Annotated in this window: 17 protein-coding genes; 8 read left to right on the forward strand and 9 right to left on the reverse strand. The window is 67.0% G+C overall.

Annotated features, from left to right (window positions below; translation table 11 throughout):
- Positions 1-745: 745 nt before the first annotated feature.
- The gene (locus tag JF886_RS08425) at positions 746-1,537 is read right to left on the reverse strand and encodes a hypothetical protein (protein ID WP_337311456.1); all 792 of its coding nucleotides are present in this window, start codon (positions 1,535-1,537) and stop codon (positions 746-748) included.
- Between the two features lie 599 nt (positions 1,538-2,136).
- Positions 2,137-2,946, reverse strand: coding sequence for an SMC-Scp complex subunit ScpB (locus JF886_RS08430; protein WP_337311458.1), 810 nt, complete (start codon positions 2,944-2,946; stop codon positions 2,137-2,139).
- Between the two features lie 105 nt (positions 2,947-3,051).
- Between JF886_RS08430 and JF886_RS08435 the strand changes: the two genes are divergently transcribed.
- The 4 genes from JF886_RS08435 to JF886_RS08450 all read left to right on the forward strand — a co-directional run bounded on the left by JF886_RS08435 (position 3,052) and on the right by JF886_RS08450 (position 6,175).
- Positions 3,052-4,032, forward strand: coding sequence for a site-specific integrase (locus JF886_RS08435; RefSeq protein WP_337311460.1), 981 nt, complete (start codon positions 3,052-3,054; stop codon positions 4,030-4,032).
- A gap of 229 nt (positions 4,033-4,261) precedes the next feature.
- Positions 4,262-4,825, forward strand: a complete 564-nt coding sequence (locus tag JF886_RS08440) for a hypothetical protein (protein ID WP_337311462.1) — start codon at positions 4,262-4,264, stop codon at positions 4,823-4,825.
- A gap of 136 nt (positions 4,826-4,961) precedes the next feature.
- Positions 4,962-5,705, forward strand: coding sequence for an AlbA family DNA-binding domain-containing protein (locus JF886_RS08445; protein WP_337311464.1), 744 nt, complete (start codon positions 4,962-4,964; stop codon positions 5,703-5,705).
- Complete coding sequence (locus JF886_RS08450; RefSeq protein ID WP_337311466.1) at positions 5,702-6,175, forward strand: hypothetical protein; 474 nt, start codon at positions 5,702-5,704, stop codon at positions 6,173-6,175. Before JF886_RS08445 ends, JF886_RS08450 begins: the two co-directional genes overlap by 4 nt.
- Positions 6,176-6,261: 86 nt before the next feature.
- Here the strand turns inward: JF886_RS08450 and JF886_RS08455 are convergent, their stop codons facing one another.
- Positions 6,262-6,855 (reverse strand): hypothetical protein, encoded by a 594-nt coding sequence (locus JF886_RS08455; RefSeq protein ID WP_337311468.1) that lies wholly within the window; start codon positions 6,853-6,855, stop codon positions 6,262-6,264.
- Between the two features lie 241 nt (positions 6,856-7,096).
- Positions 7,097-7,354 carry a CBU_0592 family membrane protein gene (locus JF886_RS08460; protein ID WP_337311469.1) on the reverse strand — a complete coding sequence of 86 codons (258 nt, stop codon included), beginning with the start codon at positions 7,352-7,354 and terminating at the stop codon, positions 7,097-7,099.
- A 218-nt stretch (positions 7,355-7,572) separates the two neighbouring features.
- On the opposite strand from JF886_RS08460, the gene JF886_RS08465 reads away from it, so the two are divergent.
- Together JF886_RS08465 and JF886_RS08470 are read left to right on the forward strand one after the other, a co-directional pair.
- Positions 7,573-8,115: an RNA polymerase sigma factor gene (locus tag JF886_RS08465; RefSeq protein WP_337311470.1), complete on the forward strand. Its 543-nt coding sequence runs from the start codon at positions 7,573-7,575 to the stop codon at positions 8,113-8,115.
- A gap of 349 nt (positions 8,116-8,464) precedes the next feature.
- Positions 8,465-9,313 carry a hypothetical protein gene (locus JF886_RS08470; RefSeq protein ID WP_337311472.1) on the forward strand — a complete coding sequence of 283 codons (849 nt, stop codon included), beginning with the start codon at positions 8,465-8,467 and terminating at the stop codon, positions 9,311-9,313.
- A gap of 112 nt (positions 9,314-9,425) precedes the next feature.
- On the opposite strand, the gene JF886_RS08475 is transcribed toward JF886_RS08470, so the two are convergent.
- The 5 genes from JF886_RS08475 to JF886_RS08495 form a co-directional block, all read right to left on the reverse strand.
- Positions 9,426-10,178 carry a Clp protease N-terminal domain-containing protein gene (locus JF886_RS08475; RefSeq protein WP_337311475.1) on the reverse strand — a complete coding sequence of 251 codons (753 nt, stop codon included), beginning with the start codon at positions 10,176-10,178 and terminating at the stop codon, positions 9,426-9,428.
- Positions 10,179-10,388: 210 nt separating this feature from the next.
- The gene (locus JF886_RS08480; protein WP_337311477.1) at positions 10,389-11,663 is read right to left on the reverse strand and encodes an ATP-binding protein; all 1,275 of its coding nucleotides are present in this window, start codon (positions 11,661-11,663) and stop codon (positions 10,389-10,391) included.
- A 248-nt stretch (positions 11,664-11,911) separates the two neighbouring features.
- On the reverse strand, positions 11,912-12,913 hold the full coding sequence (locus JF886_RS08485) for a ParB/RepB/Spo0J family partition protein (protein ID WP_337311479.1): 1,002 nt from the start codon (positions 12,911-12,913) through the stop codon (positions 11,912-11,914).
- Positions 12,914-12,915: 2 nt separating this feature from the next.
- The gene (locus JF886_RS08490) at positions 12,916-13,725 is read right to left on the reverse strand and encodes a ParA family protein (RefSeq protein WP_337311481.1); all 810 of its coding nucleotides are present in this window, start codon (positions 13,723-13,725) and stop codon (positions 12,916-12,918) included.
- Positions 13,726-13,786: 61 nt separating this feature from the next.
- A complete protein-coding gene (locus JF886_RS08495) occupies positions 13,787-14,002 on the reverse strand; it encodes a hypothetical protein (RefSeq protein ID WP_337311483.1) in 216 nt (71 codons plus the stop codon).
- 1,069 nt (positions 14,003-15,071) lie between these two features.
- Here JF886_RS08495 and JF886_RS08500 point away from each other — a divergent pair.
- Together JF886_RS08500 and JF886_RS08505 are read left to right on the forward strand one after the other, a co-directional pair.
- Positions 15,072-16,106: a hypothetical protein gene (locus JF886_RS08500; RefSeq protein ID WP_337311485.1), complete on the forward strand. Its 1,035-nt coding sequence runs from the start codon at positions 15,072-15,074 to the stop codon at positions 16,104-16,106.
- 240 nt (positions 16,107-16,346) lie between these two features.
- Positions 16,347-16,685, forward strand: coding sequence for a helix-turn-helix domain-containing protein (locus tag JF886_RS08505; RefSeq protein WP_337311487.1), 339 nt, complete (start codon positions 16,347-16,349; stop codon positions 16,683-16,685).
- Positions 16,686-16,806: the final 121 nt, after the last annotated feature.

Raw genomic sequence — 16,806 nt, forward strand, 5'->3', positions numbered from 1 at the left:
ACCAAATTAGATACCTAGTGTGATTACCGGGCTACTCGTGTGCCTACGGTTTCGGCTCCAAAGCCGCTCCCGAACACCTCGGCTGAACTCGAAATCACCTCGCCGAAGTTCGTCCAACCGGATTAGCTGCGGAACCCCGGGTGGTGCCTCATCGCACACCGTGATCCGTCGCGCATGTTCGACACGCAACCCAGCGCATCCGTGGTGCCCCGGTCGCGCGTCACCTGCGAGCGTGCAGCGCGCCACAGAGTCCGCCCAGGGCGTCGGAATGACCGATCGCGGTGGCGCGTTCGTACGCGGCGTTGCACACCCTCAGACCTCCTTCACGCAGCTTTACCGAGGCTCTCTGGTGGCGTGACCGACGCCACGCAGGCGAAGCGTACGTTTGCTCTACGTCCGGTTCTGGCCGGGAGCCGCGGCAGCGGCAAGCGCTCAGACAGGGCAACAGGAGGATGCCGGGCGACACGCTGACGCGATGTCACGGCTCGAAGCCACTCTGCGAACTACGATGAGGCCCAGCGCCGCCTGACTCGAAGGCGGCGACCCGTCGAAGGCCCAGCGCCACAGGAGTTCGGCCGTCTCGTTCCTGACAGCGCCAACCTTGCGTTCCGAGCGCTCACTTTCAATCCAGCGCATCGGAAACGTGCGCGTGTTCCTGCGAGCCGATCCCCGCCACGAACTCGCGCCAACCGGCCGAGCCGTACGCCGGTCCTCTCGACTCAGCGCCACGGCGGAATGAGAGTTGTCAATCAGCTGGGCTCCCGCGCTGGCCGCGCACCCAGCCGCCACGTGGTCTCGGACGAATCGTGCGTCGCGACGAGGGTGCGACGTCCGGGCGAATCGTCACCTCGGGCGGAGCATCGAGCGCGAACGTCCCAGCCGGAAGCGGCCTGTCGAAGAGGATCTCCTCGAATTCATCAATGGCGATGGTGCGACCATTGACCGCAGCGCCGAGGTGCAACAGGACGCCGCGTTCGACGTCAACGATGAGGCGATACTCATCTGCACCCGGCCAGATGACCGGCGTCTGCGGATCTCTTGGAACTCCGCGAACACGAAGTGCGTCCCTTCCAGCATGCGTCACTCGCTGAGGAGACACCAAGCGTAAGGCCTTCGCAATCTCCGCAGGCCTCAGCATCGCGTGCAACGACTGACTCAAGCCCACACCCGCGCGCGTTCCGGGAACTGCGCTCGCCGCGTTCGTGGACGCATCGATGCCGCCGTCCCAGTACCACCAAGTCGGGCCGTCTATTACCACCACCCGCCATTGGTTGGGGCCTGTCTGCGTTTCCAGGCGCCAGAGCCACGGCTTCTGCATCCATAGGCGCGCCCTCTCGTGGAGCTGGCCGTTGCTCTCGTCGCCCTTCGCCAGCTCGCCCTGGGGATGGAGGGCGACCACGCTGCCGCGCGGCCGCCCATCTGACCAACGATTCCAGGCTTCGACAGAGACTTGGTTGTCGAGCAGCGAGCGCAGTGTTCCGGTGAGACCGGAGAAACTACTCGTCTCAAGGATAGATTGAACTTCGGCGGGATTCACAGGTTCCATTGAGGCATACACCCGCTGGCTTTGGCAAACGGCGTTGCCGCTCTTGACGTTAGCCGCAAGGTAACTGGTAGGGATTCTGGTTCCCGCTGGTGCCCGTGTAAGTGACGCCATTCCAGCCACGGACCTCGTGGTAACTCGAGGCCTGATAAGTGTGATTGGAACTACCGTTGCACCCGTAGGTCGCACTCGTCGGTACCGGATTTGGCCACCCGCTGCTCGACGCCTGGTTCCAGTTCACTTGGGTCCACCAGCACGGTAGGCGGCTCGCGCAACGCTTCAACGGATATGTTGCGGAGGACGCACAAAGTGCTATCGCAGATGCCCAGGGACGACTGGGCGGTCGTTCTGACTTTCATGGAAACGTTGCGCCGATGTCAGGCGAGCGCGCCTGAGGACATCTTGGTGCCGACGCCGGAGGTAGCGACTCATTGGCGGATAGCAACACCTTCGCGTTCACCGGCTGTGGCGGGTGACCGCTGAAGTCGCCCCCGTCCCGGCGCCGGGCACCGCCACGAGGTGGGGTGTAGTGAGCGGGACACCATCGGGTTCACGACCACCGGAGAACGCCCGCCCTTTGAAGGTGCGCTCGCTCATCCCTCCGCGCCAGCAATGGTTGTCCAGCACCACGACTGAAAGGACTCCACGGTGGCGTGACCCATCGCGCCAAGCGACAGCGCAGTGAGCCGGTACACGTTGGGATCGCCGCGCAGAGCGTCGTCGCGCGCCTTCTCGAGCAGTCCCCGCCGGCACATACGATCCAACAGAGTGGTGCAGTCCTCACCGTCGCGACGTTCTTCAATCTCTCGCCTGGTTGGCGCTCCCACCAGCCCCACGATCACCAGCACCTCAACGGCCTCGGCGCTGAGCGCCCGATCCACCTCGAGCGTGGCCACCCGGGAGATCGCGTCGGCGGCCCAGGGCAGGGCGACCAGCCTGACCTCGTCGCCATCATCGACAGCCGCCATGCCACAGGCGGCGAGGCGATCGCCGAGCACGGAGAGCTGCTCGCGCACCGCCGGGATGGAGACACCCGTAGCGTCGGCCAGGGCGGCCAGCGATCCGCCGCGGCCGCTGAGCAGGCAGCCGGCGAGCGTGGCCAGCTGACCTTCGGTATGGGATGCGGGTTCTGGTCGCCGCAGCAGCGCGGAGGCCGTCGGCAAGGCGAGGCCGAGAGCTCCGCGGAGCTTCTCGTAAGTGCGCGTCTGGGGGACGCGTCGGCCCGACTCGATCTCGTTGATGACCGTCCGGCTGACCCCGCTGCGCCGCGCCGCCTCGACCTGGCTCCAGCCGAGCAGCTCGCGCCGGCGGCGCAGTTCGGTGGCCACACTCGGCGTCGCCGAGCTCGCCACCTCGATGGCGGGCTCCGTGTCGGTGCAGGGCGTGGGATTCGTAGTCGACACCGCCTCAGATGGTACATCCGTTCCCAGGGGTGTCGCGGGAAATGGACAGCTGTTCTGATGTCCGATAAGAGAACAGTATCGGACGTCAGGATGTAGAGTCCGCCCGTGGACGTCATCGATCGCGACCGCAGCGGCAGCAGCGACCGGCGCCTCGCGCAGAGGGCGCTGGTCGACGCGGCGCGCGCCTACGCGGCCGCCAGCAAGGCGCCCAACACCATCCGCGCCTACCGCAGCGACCTGCGTGACTTCGAGGAGTGGTGCGCTGGGGAGGACGTGCGCGCACTGCCAGCGGCGCCGGCGACGATCGCGCTGTACCTCACCGCCCTCGCCCAGGCGGGAGCCAAGGCCTCGACCCTGCAGCGCCGCATCTCCGCGCTCTCCCAGGCCCACCAGCTCGCCGGTCACACTCCGTCGCCGACCGCCGATCCGCTGGTCCGGGCGACCATGGCGGGGATCCGTCGCGCCCATGGCACGGCCCCCGCGCAGAAGACGGCCCTGCTCACCGCTGAGCTGCGCCAGCTGCTCGCCGCCACCGACCCGGACGGCTCGGCCGGCGCCCGCGACCGGGCCCTGCTGCTGCTCGGTTTTGCCGGCGGCTTTCGGCGCGGCGAGCTCGTCTCCCTCAACGTCGACGACCTTGAGGAGACCGAGGACGGCCTGCGCGTGCAGCTCCGGCGGGGCAAGACCGACCAGGAGGGCCAGGGCCGCGAGGTGGGCATTCCCCGCGGCCGCTATCCCGCGACCTGCCCGGTCCGGGCCGTCCAGACGTGGCGTGCACTGGCGGGGATCACGGCCGGCCCGCTGTTTCGTGCGGTGGACCGGCACGGCCTGGTGGCCAGGGCGCGGCTCAGCGACCGCGGCGTGGCCCGCATCGTCCAGCGCGCCGCCCGCCGGGCCGGGCTGGACCCGGCGCTGTATGCGGGTCACTCGCTGCGCGCCGGGCTGGCCACCTCCGCCGCCGCTGGCGGGGCGTCCGAGCGGGCGATCATGGCCCAGACCGGCCACCGCTCGGTGATCATGGTGCGCCGCTACATCCGCTCGGGGTCGCTCTTCACCGAGAACGCCGCCGGCTATGCGGGGTTGTAGCGATCCGCCTGTTCGAAGCGCCGGGTGCTCTACAGCGGGCGCTGGAACGACGAAACCCCGGCGATGTGACCGAAGCCAGGGATCGTTCCGGGGTGTCCACAGCAAGGATACCCCACAATGCCCCGCGGTGAGCAGTTCCTCTGGCCCTCCGGTGACGCCTTCTCGCATTCTCGAAGGGTTTCTCAGTCCCGAGCGCCTACGGCCATACAGGTCGGCCGTCGGTGGGGACTTGGATGCAGCGATCCGTCTGTACGAATGGAACACCCAGGTCGGTGCTGGCTTCCTCGAGGTCCTGGGTCACCTCGAGGTCGTGCTCCGGAATGCGCTCGATGGCCAACTCCGCGCCTGGCACGCCGCCCGTCACCTGGCCGGCGAGTGGTACGACGATCCCCTTGGGTGGCTCGAACCACATCGCGCTGAAGACATTCGCGAAGCTCGTGATCGTTTGCGGCGTGACGCAAAGGCGGAGACACCAGGGCGCGTCGTCGCAGAATTGTCGTTTGGTTTCTGGCGCTTCCTGCTTGGCCGCCGCTACCAAACGTCGCTGTGGGCGCAGGTGCTGCGCCACGCGTTTCCACACCTTCAACCGCAACGTCGGTCGGACGTCTATGAGCCCATCCAGGAGCTCAATGGCCTCCGCAACCGGATCGCCCACCACGAGCCAATCCACCACCTAGAACTGCCTCGCCTGCACAACAGCATCCTTCTGGTGGGCGGGTACCTCGATCCGGAAGTGCGCGCCTGGATTGCCCGCGTCAGCCGCGTTCCGACTCTCCTGAGTACCAAGCCCTAGACAACGTGAAACGTGGGAGGACGGCGATGGCCGTTGCGCGGCGTTGGCGACGCGCTGCGCCGGCGGAGCACGACGACGTGCTACAGGAAGCATATCCGCATCGACGCAATGGACACGACCAGCGTAGTCTCACCGCGTGACCGAACACTGGCAGCCACGGACTGAGGCGGATATACAGGCCGCCATTGATCAGGGTCTGGTTCGTGAGTCGCATGTTTTCGACGTCAAGAAGCCGCCGCCGCCGCCGAGCAAGAATGTCGATATCGCGGTGGACCTAGCGTGCTTCGCTGTTGACGGTGGACGGATCCTATACGGGGTGAGCCAACCCGATTCAACCGCGCCCACCACCTTGGCGCCCTTCGATGTCTCCGGTCTCCCCGAACGGCTGGATCAGATCGCCCGCGGGGGAGTCATCGACCCGCCTCTGAACATCCGAGTTCTCAACATCGCTTCCGAAGCCGACCCAAGCCGCGGCTACCTCTGGGTCACTGTCCCTCCCAGCCCAGATGCTCCGCATGCCGTCGATGGGCGATTTCGGTCGCGGTCCGACCGAACCAACACGATCCTCTCCAGTCATGAGGTGGCCAGGCTCATTGCCGAGCGGACTGGTCGACTGGTCAGCGCGCGGGGTTTGCTCGATGAGGAGATCACGCGCGACCCTACCGCTGCTGATCTGCGCCAGCAACTGCATCTGTTCATGGTCGCGCAGCCACACATGGGGCGGCGTGACTTACTGAGCGTGCCATCGGGACTCAGGATTGGCGCGCGTGGATTGAGGGAGCCTTCCAGGCCACAGTCACCAAGGTGCCGTCCCAAGGCGAACCCGACCTGTTCAGGACTGCCGGGTCGCTCTATCCCCGAGTCGACGGCTGGGCGGTGAGCACCTACGAGATGGGCGAGGACCGCACGATTCGCCCCAACGGGGATCACCCGCCAAGGGAACATCAGTTGCTCGATCTCGAGATCCGTGACGATGGCGGCTTGCGGCTGTTCTGCGCGGCGGCCTCGGCCGGTCCGGAGAGTTCTGACCGACGTTTACACACGGGGTTGATCGGCACCCTGACCCTGCGAGTCCTTCAAGCGGCTGTAGCGGTCTCCGACAAGACCGACTACCAAGGTGCGTGGGCGTTTGGTCTGGCGCTCCGCGGCCGCGGTACGGTCAGCATTGGACAGGGCGTCATCCGCGGCTTTGTCGACCGCCGGATCGACGTGTACGACGAGACCGTCAACGCCACCATGGAGGAGCTTCGAACTCGACCCGACGAGATCGCCCGCTCACTTCTTACGCGGCTCTATCGTGCTTTCGGGTTTCTTGATCAAGTCCCCGGCCTCCCTGGCCCGTACAACTGATTGCTTGCGCGGAGGCGCTCTCGCGCCCAAGGCTCGTGCACGTGGGTTGGTAACCTCGCCGCGCTGAGACCCCTCTGGCAGCACCTCTAGGCGGTGACCTCGACCTGAACGCGCCACTGCATCGAAGCGGCACCGCACGGTGGGGAGCACCGCGGGTCCATGCTCGCCTCGAGGGCTGCGCTGCCGAGGGTGCGCGCCCGGAAGGATCCGCGCCCGGCGCGATCGTTCCCCGAGCTGCTGGTGAGCTGCTCGATGATTCGCTGATCGGAGCTGGTCGGCGCCGACCAGCAGAACGGCGCGGCCGCCGGCCCGAGCTGGACGGCGATCGAGGTGCCCACCGGCACGACGATCGTCGAGCCACCGTCGGCTGAGGTGAGCTGGACGGCGCCGCCACGGATGACGCGCGGAGTCGGAGCAGGCGTGGGCGTTGCCAGCCCACCGCCAATCTGCGGCGTGACCGGGTGCCCGAAGGCTCCGCCGGAGGAGCCGCCGCTGGATTGCGGCGCTGCAGTCGTCGTCGTCGCTATTGAGCCGTCGCAAGCGACGGACGTGACCGTGATCGTCTGGACCGCGGGAGGAGTCGCTGCGCCGCCCGAGCCGCACGCAGTCACTCCGGCGATACCGCATCCAATGGCGGATACGAGGGCGAGGCCGCGCAGCCTACCCGGGAAGGTCTGCACGCCTCTCGCGGTGGTACTTGGACACTGACGTCCTCAGCTCGCTTCCATGGTATCCGCGCTGTGGGACAGCGCCTAGTGTTCGATAACTATGCTCCGCCCAGCCACGGCAACGCCCCCGTTGGAGGAACTCGAGTTCACCGCGGTCTCGAGCGGGCAACCAGCCGGTGCGTCCGTCGTCGAGTCAAGCTTGCACCGACGCCGCAGTCGCGCGGCCAGCTGAATTCGGCTGCCGTGCGCCGCGTCACTTGGAGTCCAAAACCCCTGCATCGCGACCGGTCCATGTTCGGCACAAACTGAACGCCGAAACACTAGTCCACACGAGCTCCAGGGCAAGGAAGCCCCACTGCCGGTCCCAGAGAGCGCTGACGACCAGCTCACCCGATCCGATGACGTTGAGGAGCAGATAAACGCGCGAGTCCGGCTGCATGCGCCGAGCTTGCAGGGCGATAAAAGAGATCAGCACGAGAAGCGAGCCGAGTACCTGGATGGAGATGGACACGAGGCATCCTCCGCTAGCCTCGTCTTCCTTGCCGGGAACGATGCCCCACCTCATCCGGGACCGGCCGTCACCCGGGCTGGTCCCGAGCATCGTCACACAAGGTTGCCGGGCGAATTCAACGCACCGCAGCCGTACGCTGCCCGGCCAGCGTCGCGGCAGCGACAGCCAGCCCCGAGAACGTAACGCCGAGGGCACCCCGAGCGTCTTGTTTCTAAGTGATGAGTCCCGTCCTGGCACACCCGGTGCCGGTGGTCGAGCACCTGGACTTCGAGGCTGTCTACCGCGCTCACGGCTCAGCCGTCTATCGATTCTGTCTGACGCAGCTCGGGGAGCCGACTCTGGCCGAGGACGCGGCCGCGGATGTGTTCGCAGCCGCTCTGCGCGCATGGCACCGGGTCGACCATGGCGCGGGCGTCAAGCTCTGGCTGTTCGGCATCGCGCGCAATGTCGTCGCCGACCACTACCGAGCGGTGCGTCGGCGGGAGCGCCTGCAGCAGCTTCTCAACCGCGGGCACCGTGCGAGCGTCAGGCCCGATCCCGAACGCGCCGTCGAGCTGCGCGACGATGTCCGACGCGTGGGTGCGGTGATCGCCACGCTCAGGCGCCGCGACCAGGTGCTGCTCGGGTTGCGCGTGGCCAGCGACATGTCGCACAGCGACGTCGCCCGCGTCATGGGCATGTCGGAGGAGTCGGTCCGGGTCGCCATACACCGCGCTGTCAAGAAGATTCGCACGAAACTGGAGTCTCACGATGAACAGTGACGACGCTCACGACTCTGCCTGGGAGAACCGAATCGCTGCGGCGTACCGCACCTCGCCAGCTCCGCTGGACGACATCTGGCGTGAGGCGGTGAAGCGCTCATCACGCGCGCGCAGGCATCGACTGTCCCGATTCGCCGTAGAGATCGCCACTGCGGTCGCTTTCGCGGTGCTCCTGGTCGGTGTGATCGGACTGCCGCGGCTCCTTGAGCACTCGTCGAACCCTCGGGGGTCGGTCGCAAGCACGCAACCGACCGCTGGCACCACAAGCGCTCAGCCAGCCGCGTTGACGTGCACGTTGCCGATCTCTGTCCCCAGCACCCCATCTGCTGCGACAGACGGCTTTCTTCGTGTGGATACGGGCGTCTACACCCCAGCGGCCGCCGGAGCGAACGGCGAGGCGTACGCGCGAGCACTTGGCAAGTGGATTCCGGTCACCGCGCATCTGGTCGCTCCGGACGGCTCCAGTTACATGTACGTCGACGCAAGGATCACCGGGAGCGCGCTGCACTTCGTCGATCGGCATCAGGATCGCCTGGTCGTCGCCAGCGCCGGGCCGATCCTGGTATTGGGCTTCGTGTCGCTGCAGAGCGTCGCGTACAGCGCGCCGGACGCGAACGGACGCCTGACCACCTGGTTGCTGGATACAACGACCCTGCAATCGACGACCGTCTCCAAGGATCGGCTCTACGACTGGGCGGGAGGAGGTGCGATCTGGCGTGTGGGGCCGGCCGCACGGGGCTCCGGCAGCGCGCTCTACCGCCTCGACGTCCGCACCGGTGCGGAGACGATCTGGTTTGACGTCGATGGCTACCTGGGACCAGAGCCGTCGCAATCGCCCAGCTTCACCAGTGAGGGTGAGGCCCACACTCCGCAGAATTCGCTGCACCACAACTTTGGGATCATCGGCTTCGATGCTTCCGGCCACCCTGTGGTGCAGCTCGGATCACCCGGCGATGCGGGTGCCTCCGCCACCCTGCTGATCACCAGCCCACAGACCGTGCAGACCATCGTTGTCCCCGGGGCGAATGGTCCCGGGCACCTGGTTCCCGAGAGTGCGACGGGAGGCCATTCGGCTCTGTGGATGGTCGACGCTGGCGGCCACGTCGCCGTCTACCGCGGAGCGGGTCCGCTCGAAATCATCGCCAACGTTCCGGTCCCGGCTGGGAGCAAGGCCGAACTGGCTGGACCCTGCAGCTGAGGATGCGCTGTGCGAGCGTCCGCTCAGCGACCCGTTGGATGGCGAGCGGGCAGCGAGAGGCGGGTGCTCGCCCCAGCTGACCTCAGAACCACCCTCGATCGTATCGACGAGGTCAGGGATTCGGGTCACCGCCATGGGATAAGGGGCCAGGACCGGGCGGGTTGTCAAGGATCTTCTCGATTGCTGACTTGCTCAGACGATGGCGTTCGAGAATCTCCCCGGCCGCCGTCGACCCCTGCTCGGCAAGCGCCAGCAGGAGATGTTCGGTACCGAGCTTTTCGCCACGTTCCTCGGCCAGCGCAAGCGCGCGCGTGACGACATCGGCGACGACGCGCGCGCGGTCGTCCTCGGCGGCCCGCGCAGCGAGCTGGCGCAACACGCCTGCCGGACCGCTTGGAGCGCCACCTTCTTTGCTGCCGGCGCGCGTGGTCGTCGGCATCTCGGAGACCTGCTCGCGCACCGCGTCGAGGCTCGCTCCGAGGTCGTGCAGAATATGGGCGGCGATGCCCTCACCTTCGATGAGCAGTCCGAGCAGGATGTGTTCGGTCCCCACCTCATCGCGACCCATCGAGCGGGCCTCCTCGAACGAGATCTCGATGATCTTTTTTACACGCGAGGTCGGGATGATCTGCTGGATGATGATTGGCTCGTTGCGGCCGAGGATCGTCTCCATCGTCGAGCGAACCTTCTTGATCTCGATGCCCAGGTTGGCCAGCACCGCGGCTCCCCGGCCCTCACCTGCGCGCAACAAACCGAGGAGGAGATGCTCGCTGCCGATGTAGGAGTGGTGCGCGCGCTCCGCCTCTTCCTGCGCGAGCGTCAGTGTCCTCTTGGCCCCGTCGGTGAAGCGCTCGAAGGGATACAAGTTGCGCCCTCCCAGGTGCCGTAGTGTCGAAGAGCGATCGGGACACCCATCGTGACGGTCAACGGCTCTGGATGGTTGCGTCAGGGGCGCTGCGGCCAGATCCCCGTCTCTTCGCAGACGCGCCACAGCATGTCGGCAAACTCATCGCGGGCCATAAGCTCCACTTCTGAATCGACGGCATTGACGGTCGACAGCCTGGCCGCGAACAGGTCAGCTCCACAGTCTGTCGAGCGCTACAGCGAACAGACGGTCCGCGAACTCATACGATCGTTGTCCCAAGTGCAGCACGACCCCAGCAACGAACGCGTCCCCGAGCTTGCCGCGGAGCTGCTCCAAACCGCGGAAGTCGGCGCCGGCGACCGTGCCCGATGCCTTCACCTCGACGCCGGCGACCCGGCCGTCGTCTGCTTCGATCACGAGATCGACCTCGGCGCCGTCCTTGGTTCGGTAGTGGGAGAAACGGAAGGATTCGTCAGCCCACGTCGCTTGCTTGAGGACTTCGTTGACCGCGAATGTTTCGAGCAAGTGCCCGAATTCGGTAAGGGTTGCGGGATCCTTCTTCGCGAGACGCGTCTCCGTGATGCCCAGAAAATGTGCCCCCAGCCCGCTGTCAACCAGATGCACTTTGGGCTGGAGGCGTACTCGTGTCGACAGGGTCCGCCCGTACGCCTCGAGTCGGTGGACGAGGAAGACGGCCTCCATCAGTCGCACGTAATCCTCGACCAGGTCCGCACTCAACCCGAGTTCCGACGCGATGCGGGAAAGTGTGAGCACCTGCGCGGTCTGCGACGCCAGATGTCGAAGAACCCTCGGCAGGACTCCACGCTGTCGGACCGCCCGAATCTCAAGGACGTCCCTCTCAATGACCATGGTGACGAAGTCCCGAAACCAGCGGCTCCGACTGGATCCCGACTCGCGCTTGACCGCCAACGGGAAGCCTCCCGCGAGCACCATCGCCTCGTAGTCAACGCGGCTCGTGCGTGAGATGGCAGCCGATGTCAGCGCGGGTGCCTCAGCCATGAGGCTCGCGAGGAACGTCTCTCGATGACCGTGGAGTTCTCCCTGTGAGAAGGGCCACATCGTCACCACATGGGCGCGACCGGTCAGTGATTGGCTGGCCGCAGGGAGCGTGGCGTACCTCGTGGATCCGGTGAGCAAGTAGCGCCCAGGCCGGAGGTCCTGGTTGAGCTCGGCTTTGATCGCATCCAAAAGTGGCAGCACGTGCTGAAACTCATCAAAGCAGATCGGCTCTGGAAGCCCATGCACGAATAGGGTCGGATCCCTTTCAACCGCAGCCCTGGTCTCGGGATCGTCCAAATCAATGACTCCCGCCCCACGCGCCGCGGCACAAGTCTGCATCAGCGTGCTCTTGCCGACCGTCCTCGCCCCGTTGAGTACGACCACCGGGGTCTCGTTTAATCGCGCCAGCACCGTCTCTTCGAGATGGCGAGTAATTCCGCTCTCACCCCACCACCTCTGATCCATGGAGGGAGCATACTCGAGGGGCGTTCGAAATACCGGGATTGGGCGGGGTTTTTAGCGGTTACTGGGCGCTATATGTCACGGTAATTGGGCGCCTCTCCAGACGGCAATCAGACCCACCCCCATCAGAGAGGAGCCGCCAATCAGGCTGAATACCACTTCTGCCCACGTCGTGAGTCGCCGTTACCCCCCGAGCGACACGAGGCACGAGACCATACGTCGGGGGTCCCACCGTTCGCCGTCCTCGATGATCAGTCGAGGCGTTGCGTCCGCTCAGGCCACACCTCAAGCTGCTCCGCCGCCGCCTGCATCATGGAGCGCACCTCGTCCCGGGTCATGCTCCGGATGCGCGGCCGCAGCGCAGCGAACGGGCTGGCGGCGAGGAGGATGACCTCGGCGTGGGCGAGATCCTCCTGGTGCAGCGGCATCGGTGCCGGCCGGGTCAGGTCAGTGGTGCGTCGGGTCTCCGCGCTGACCACGGCCATCGCCTCGGCGATCCGCTCCTCAGCGGTCAGCTCGGCCGCGGACGCCTTGACGGCGCGGACGATCTCCAGCGTGTCATCGGTGGACCGTCCCTGGACCTCACTGATGAGGCGGTTCGCCAGCTCGGAGTCGTCGAGGCGTCCCAGAGCCACCGCCTGACCCTGGGTGAGGTCGCCGGCGGCCGCGGCGGCGCGCACTGCCTCGTGGCGCCCCATCTTCATGAGGTCGTACACGCGGGCGACGTTGAGGCCCATGCGCGTGGCCACCTCGTCGACGCTCCAACTCGTGAGCTCGCGAAGCCGGGTGATGGCGTCGGCCTTCTCCGCGTCGGAGAGGTCGGAGCGGCCGATGTTCTCCGTCAGGGCGGCCATGAGCAGCACAGAGGGGTCCTGCTCGCCGATGCCGGGGTCACGGATGATCGCCGGGATCCGCCCGTAACGGCGGGGATCCTCAACGCGGAGGCGCTGGTAGGCGCGCCAGCGCCGTTCCCCGGCGACGAGCATGAACTCGCGGTTCGCCTCGTCAACGGGCACGACGGCGATCGGCTGGATGAGCCCCTGCGTGCGGATCAGCCCGACGAGCTCGAGGAACTCCGCGCCCTGCTCGTCGATGATGTGGCGAGGCTGCTCGCTGTTCGGCCGGATCGACTCGACGGGGATCTGGCGGTACTTCACCTGGTCCTGGAGGGTGTCGAGCACGTGGCCCTCGAGCTGGACACCGGCGAAGACGGCGTCGGCCGCGGCCGCGCGCCTGGTGAACGCAGCGCCCATGCTCAGCTCCTCCCCGCGGCGGCGACGGCCGCCGCCTGACCGGTCAGCTGAACCGCGGCGGAGCCGACGACGATATCCGCCAGGGCGCGGTAAGCGGTCGCCCCGGCGCCGGTCCCGGCGATCTCGAAGATGCTCGCCCGGTACAGCTCCGCCTTGTCGAAGTCGGCGTGCTGGAGGACCGGCTCGGCGACGGTGCAGTCGGCGAGCCGGGTCCGCGTCTGCTCGAGGAGGTGGGTCTGGACCTTGATGTCGCGGACGCGCACCGGCAGGCACGCGACGACGCGGAGGTCGGGGTTCTCAGGGAGGAGCTGCTCGATGCGGGCGATGAGCTTCTGCATGCCGACGATCGCGTCGGCATTAGGGCTGAAGGGGATGATCACGCCGTCGGTCGCGGCCACGAGCGCGCTGACGATGAGGAAGCGCAGGGAGACGCTGGGGGCCGTGTCGAGCAGGCAGTAGTCGTAGCGGTCGACGATGTGGGCGAGCCCCTTGCGGAGGTCGCGGGGCCAGCGCAGCTCGTTGACGGAATCCTGGTCGACCTGCTCGAGAAGGTCGGTCGCCGGCACCAGGTCGTACCCCTGCGGGGAGTGGACGATGAGGTCGGCGATCGGAAGCTTGTCGACGAAGAAATCGAACGCGGTCGCCTGGCCGGGCCGCAGCGCCACCCGCGCCCGCATGGTGAGGTTGGCCTGGGGGTCGAGGTCGACGGTGAGGACGCGCAGGCCGCGCTCCGTGAGCGCGACGGCGAGGCTCTGCACGGTGACGGTCTTGCCGATGCCGCCCTTCTGGTTGGTGACGGCGAGGGTGCGCATCAGGCCCCGCACCTACCACAAATATGTTGTAGCGGATCCGCTAAGACCATTTTGTGGTAGTTCACGCGTCGCCACCGATGGCGAGGGCAAGAACGGCGCCAGCGTCGTGGTCGGCCAACCCGGCGACGAGGCAGTCGATCAGCTCGCTGTAGGTCGGCTTGGGCCGGCCCGCGGCAACGGCTTCGGACTGCCAGCGCATCAGGGTGCCGAGCGTGGAGTCGTGGAGGCGGAGTCGTGCATGGCGGGTGCCGGTGGGCAGCTGATCGGCGACGAGCACCTTCAGGTGTCTCCTCTGGGGCGGTGGTGGAACGTTGAGTGGGTTGCTGCCTCGCAGCGGGAACGGGGTCAGCGTACATCCGTGCGCGCAGACCGTCAAGACACGCGACGCACCGATGCCGCAGCTTCATACAGACGAGGTCCCAGCGTTCGCGGCGAGGTGCGAACGTTCGTCCCGGTCCGCTCGGAACCGGTCCGCACGGTTGTGACATGGTTGGGTGGCGATGGGGAGCTACAGAGCGCCGCCCCGAGTGGAGTCGTGGCTGCCGCCACGCCGGACATCCGGACATCGCCCGACCGAGCGCTGTGGACTCAGGTGGCGATCGACGAACAGCACCACCCGGCTACTCCCACTCGGCCAGGCGACGGACAGTGGCGCGTTGGACGTCCGTCGCTGGCCGCCGACGTCCGCCTCCATACGCCGAGGGTCCCAGGCGGACAACGTCCATACTGCCCGTCCCGCGTCACATCCCGGGCTCACTCGACGGCTCCCACAGCGTGCGGCTCCGTGGACACCATGTCCGCCGTCGTTCGCCGGCGGCCGCGACCATACGCCGAAGGTCCCACCCCTCGGCCGGGAGAGGGCTGAGGCAACCGCCAGCGGTGGTGGCGGGACCCTGCACGCATGATCGCGGGACCCTGCGTGTCCGCCACCTGGGACCCGGCGTGTCGGAACGTGGGACCCTCCGCGACCGCAGATGGGACCGTCGGTGTACGGCCTCCGTTAACAGAAGGGAGACAGGAGAAAGAAAGAAATCAGCTAGGGCTGGGGAAGACACGGACCACGGCACCTGGCGTCGCCGGCGCCGACCGCCCCGCGCTGGTGGATCCGGCCTCGCAGTGGTGGGACCCCGAACGTATGAAATCAGCTGAGCGTGACGAGCCCCCGTGGTGGGACCTCCGGTGTACGTCGGTGCAACTGCGACCGGGCAGGTAGGGGTGGGACCCGGCGTGTATGGACGGCCGCATTGGGGGGCTTGACCGCCGCGCACCGGACCTTTACGGTCACGGCAGGGTCATCCAGCCACTCTCGCATCGCTCCCACCTCACGTCCCCCCAGGAGCCCTCCCATGGATCCCCACGAGCCGGCGCTCACCGTCGACGTGGCCGAACCGATTATCGAGGTGCTCGGGCGCCCCGAGGCGCCGTGGCACAAGTTCGTGCGCGAACGCCCCGATCTTATGGGCAGTGGCGGCGGCGACCAGCTCGAGATCGAGGTCGTGCCCGCCCCGAAGGGTCCGCTGCCGGGGATCGGCCGCTTCGAGAACAACCTCGCCCGCAAGGCCATCATCGTCATGCGACCCTCCCGCGACGGCGAGATCAACAGCGGGTCCATGGTCCGCCCCGACCTCATGGGCACGACGACCCTCACCTACACCCTCGGGGTCCTCGGGCCCCGCGAGATGGACATCTGCACCTGGGTCATGGGGCGGTGGCGCAACGGGAGCCCGATGGTGCAGTTCTCCCTCCGTGAGCTGTCGCGGGCACTGGGGATCAAGTGGAAGGGCCAGCTGGGCCGCGACCTGGCCGACAGCCTCCGCCGCCTCAAGGCCACCACCATCAGCGGGTCGGTGTACGACCCCAAGACGCGGCGGCGCGCCACCGCCCACATCAGCATCTTTGACATGGTGCACATCGCCGAGCGCAATGTCGGCGCCGAAGCCCCGACGGCCGCCGGCGCCACGGTCACCGTCCAGCTCTCGACGTGGCTGACCGAGCAGCTCATGGCCGGCCAGTTCTCCGACTTCGACTGGGACACGTACCGCCGCCTCATCGACAACCCGTTCATCCGGCGCCTCTTCGTCCTCTTCGAATCCGAGCAAGGTTCCCCAGACGGCACGTGCCTGGAGTTCCCTGTCAACGAGAAGCTCGGCAACACGATCGGTACCGATGAGGCAACGGCCAACCCGTCCCGGTTCCGCAGCCGACTCGCCCAGGCGGGCAAAGAGATCTGCTCGATCCACAAGCAGTACGAGTCGGTGCGTCTGAAGGCCGGCGAGCGGCGCGGTGAATATCGCCTGGAGGTCCGCCGTACCGCGGGCTGGTACCAGGAGAAGATCGCCGACCGGCGCCGTCTCAACAGCGCCGCAGCGGTGGCGATCTGACGCGTACACACAGCTGTGTTAGCGGATCCGCTACAACACGCTTGTGTAACGCAACCGTCTCGGTCGGAACCGGGGACCGGCAGAATTGCGGCGCATGGCGGGGTAGCGGGGAGGATCGCGCAGGCAATGGGCGGCGCTCTTACGCTCCAGCACCCTACTCGACGCTGACCACGGCGGAGGAGGATCCAGGGCTGCTTCCAGACCGTAATATCTGTGTTACGCTGTCTCGAGGAGAATCCGTTGCAAAAGATCGATACCAGCCGCCACCGCCGCTTCGTTGAGGAGCAGCTCGCCGACCCCGAGTTCCGGTCGGAGTACGAGCAGGCCGCTGCGCAGATCGCCCAGGTTGACGAGGTCATGGAGACGCTGGACCGCCTTCGCATCGAGGCGGGGCGCTCCAAGGCCGACCTGGCCCGGCGGGTTGGCAAGGATCCCGCCGCGATCCGCCGGCTGTACACCGCCGAGGTTAATCCCGAGTTGCGCACCATCGCCGCGCTCGCAGCCGCGCTGGACGCCGAGATTCGCATCGTTCGTCACAGCGAGGACCAGTCGCCGAGGGCAACCGCAGCCGCCCGGTAAGCTCCCGGCGATGCCCTGGAACGTCCTCTATTACCGCAACGTCGATGACAGCGTGCCTGCCCTCGATTTCCTCCGAGCCTGCCCACGGTCGGTCCGGGCGACCATGCTCGCGGTGCTCGAC

The sequence above is a fragment of the Candidatus Aeolococcus gillhamiae genome (assembly GCF_016464765.1).
In the GTDB taxonomy this organism is placed as follows: domain Bacteria; phylum Chloroflexota; class Dormibacteria; order Aeolococcales; family Aeolococcaceae; genus Aeolococcus; species Aeolococcus gillhamiae.

Coding starts and splice junctions, on each gene's coding strand:
- JF886_RS08490 (WP_337311481.1), bottom strand. CDS start 13,725: ATGCGCACCCTCGCCGTCACCAACCAGAAGGGCGGCATCGGCAAGACC.
- JF886_RS08480 (WP_337311477.1), bottom strand. CDS start 11,663: ATGGATCAGAGGTGGTGGGGTGAGAGCGGAATTACTCGCCATCTCGAA.
- JF886_RS08485 (WP_337311479.1), bottom strand. CDS start 12,913: ATGGGCGCTGCGTTCACCAGGCGCGCGGCCGCGGCCGACGCCGTCTTC.
- JF886_RS08465 (WP_337311470.1), top strand. CDS start 7,573: ATGAGTCCCGTCCTGGCACACCCGGTGCCGGTGGTCGAGCACCTGGAC.
- JF886_RS08500 (WP_337311485.1), top strand. CDS start 15,072: ATGGATCCCCACGAGCCGGCGCTCACCGTCGACGTGGCCGAACCGATT.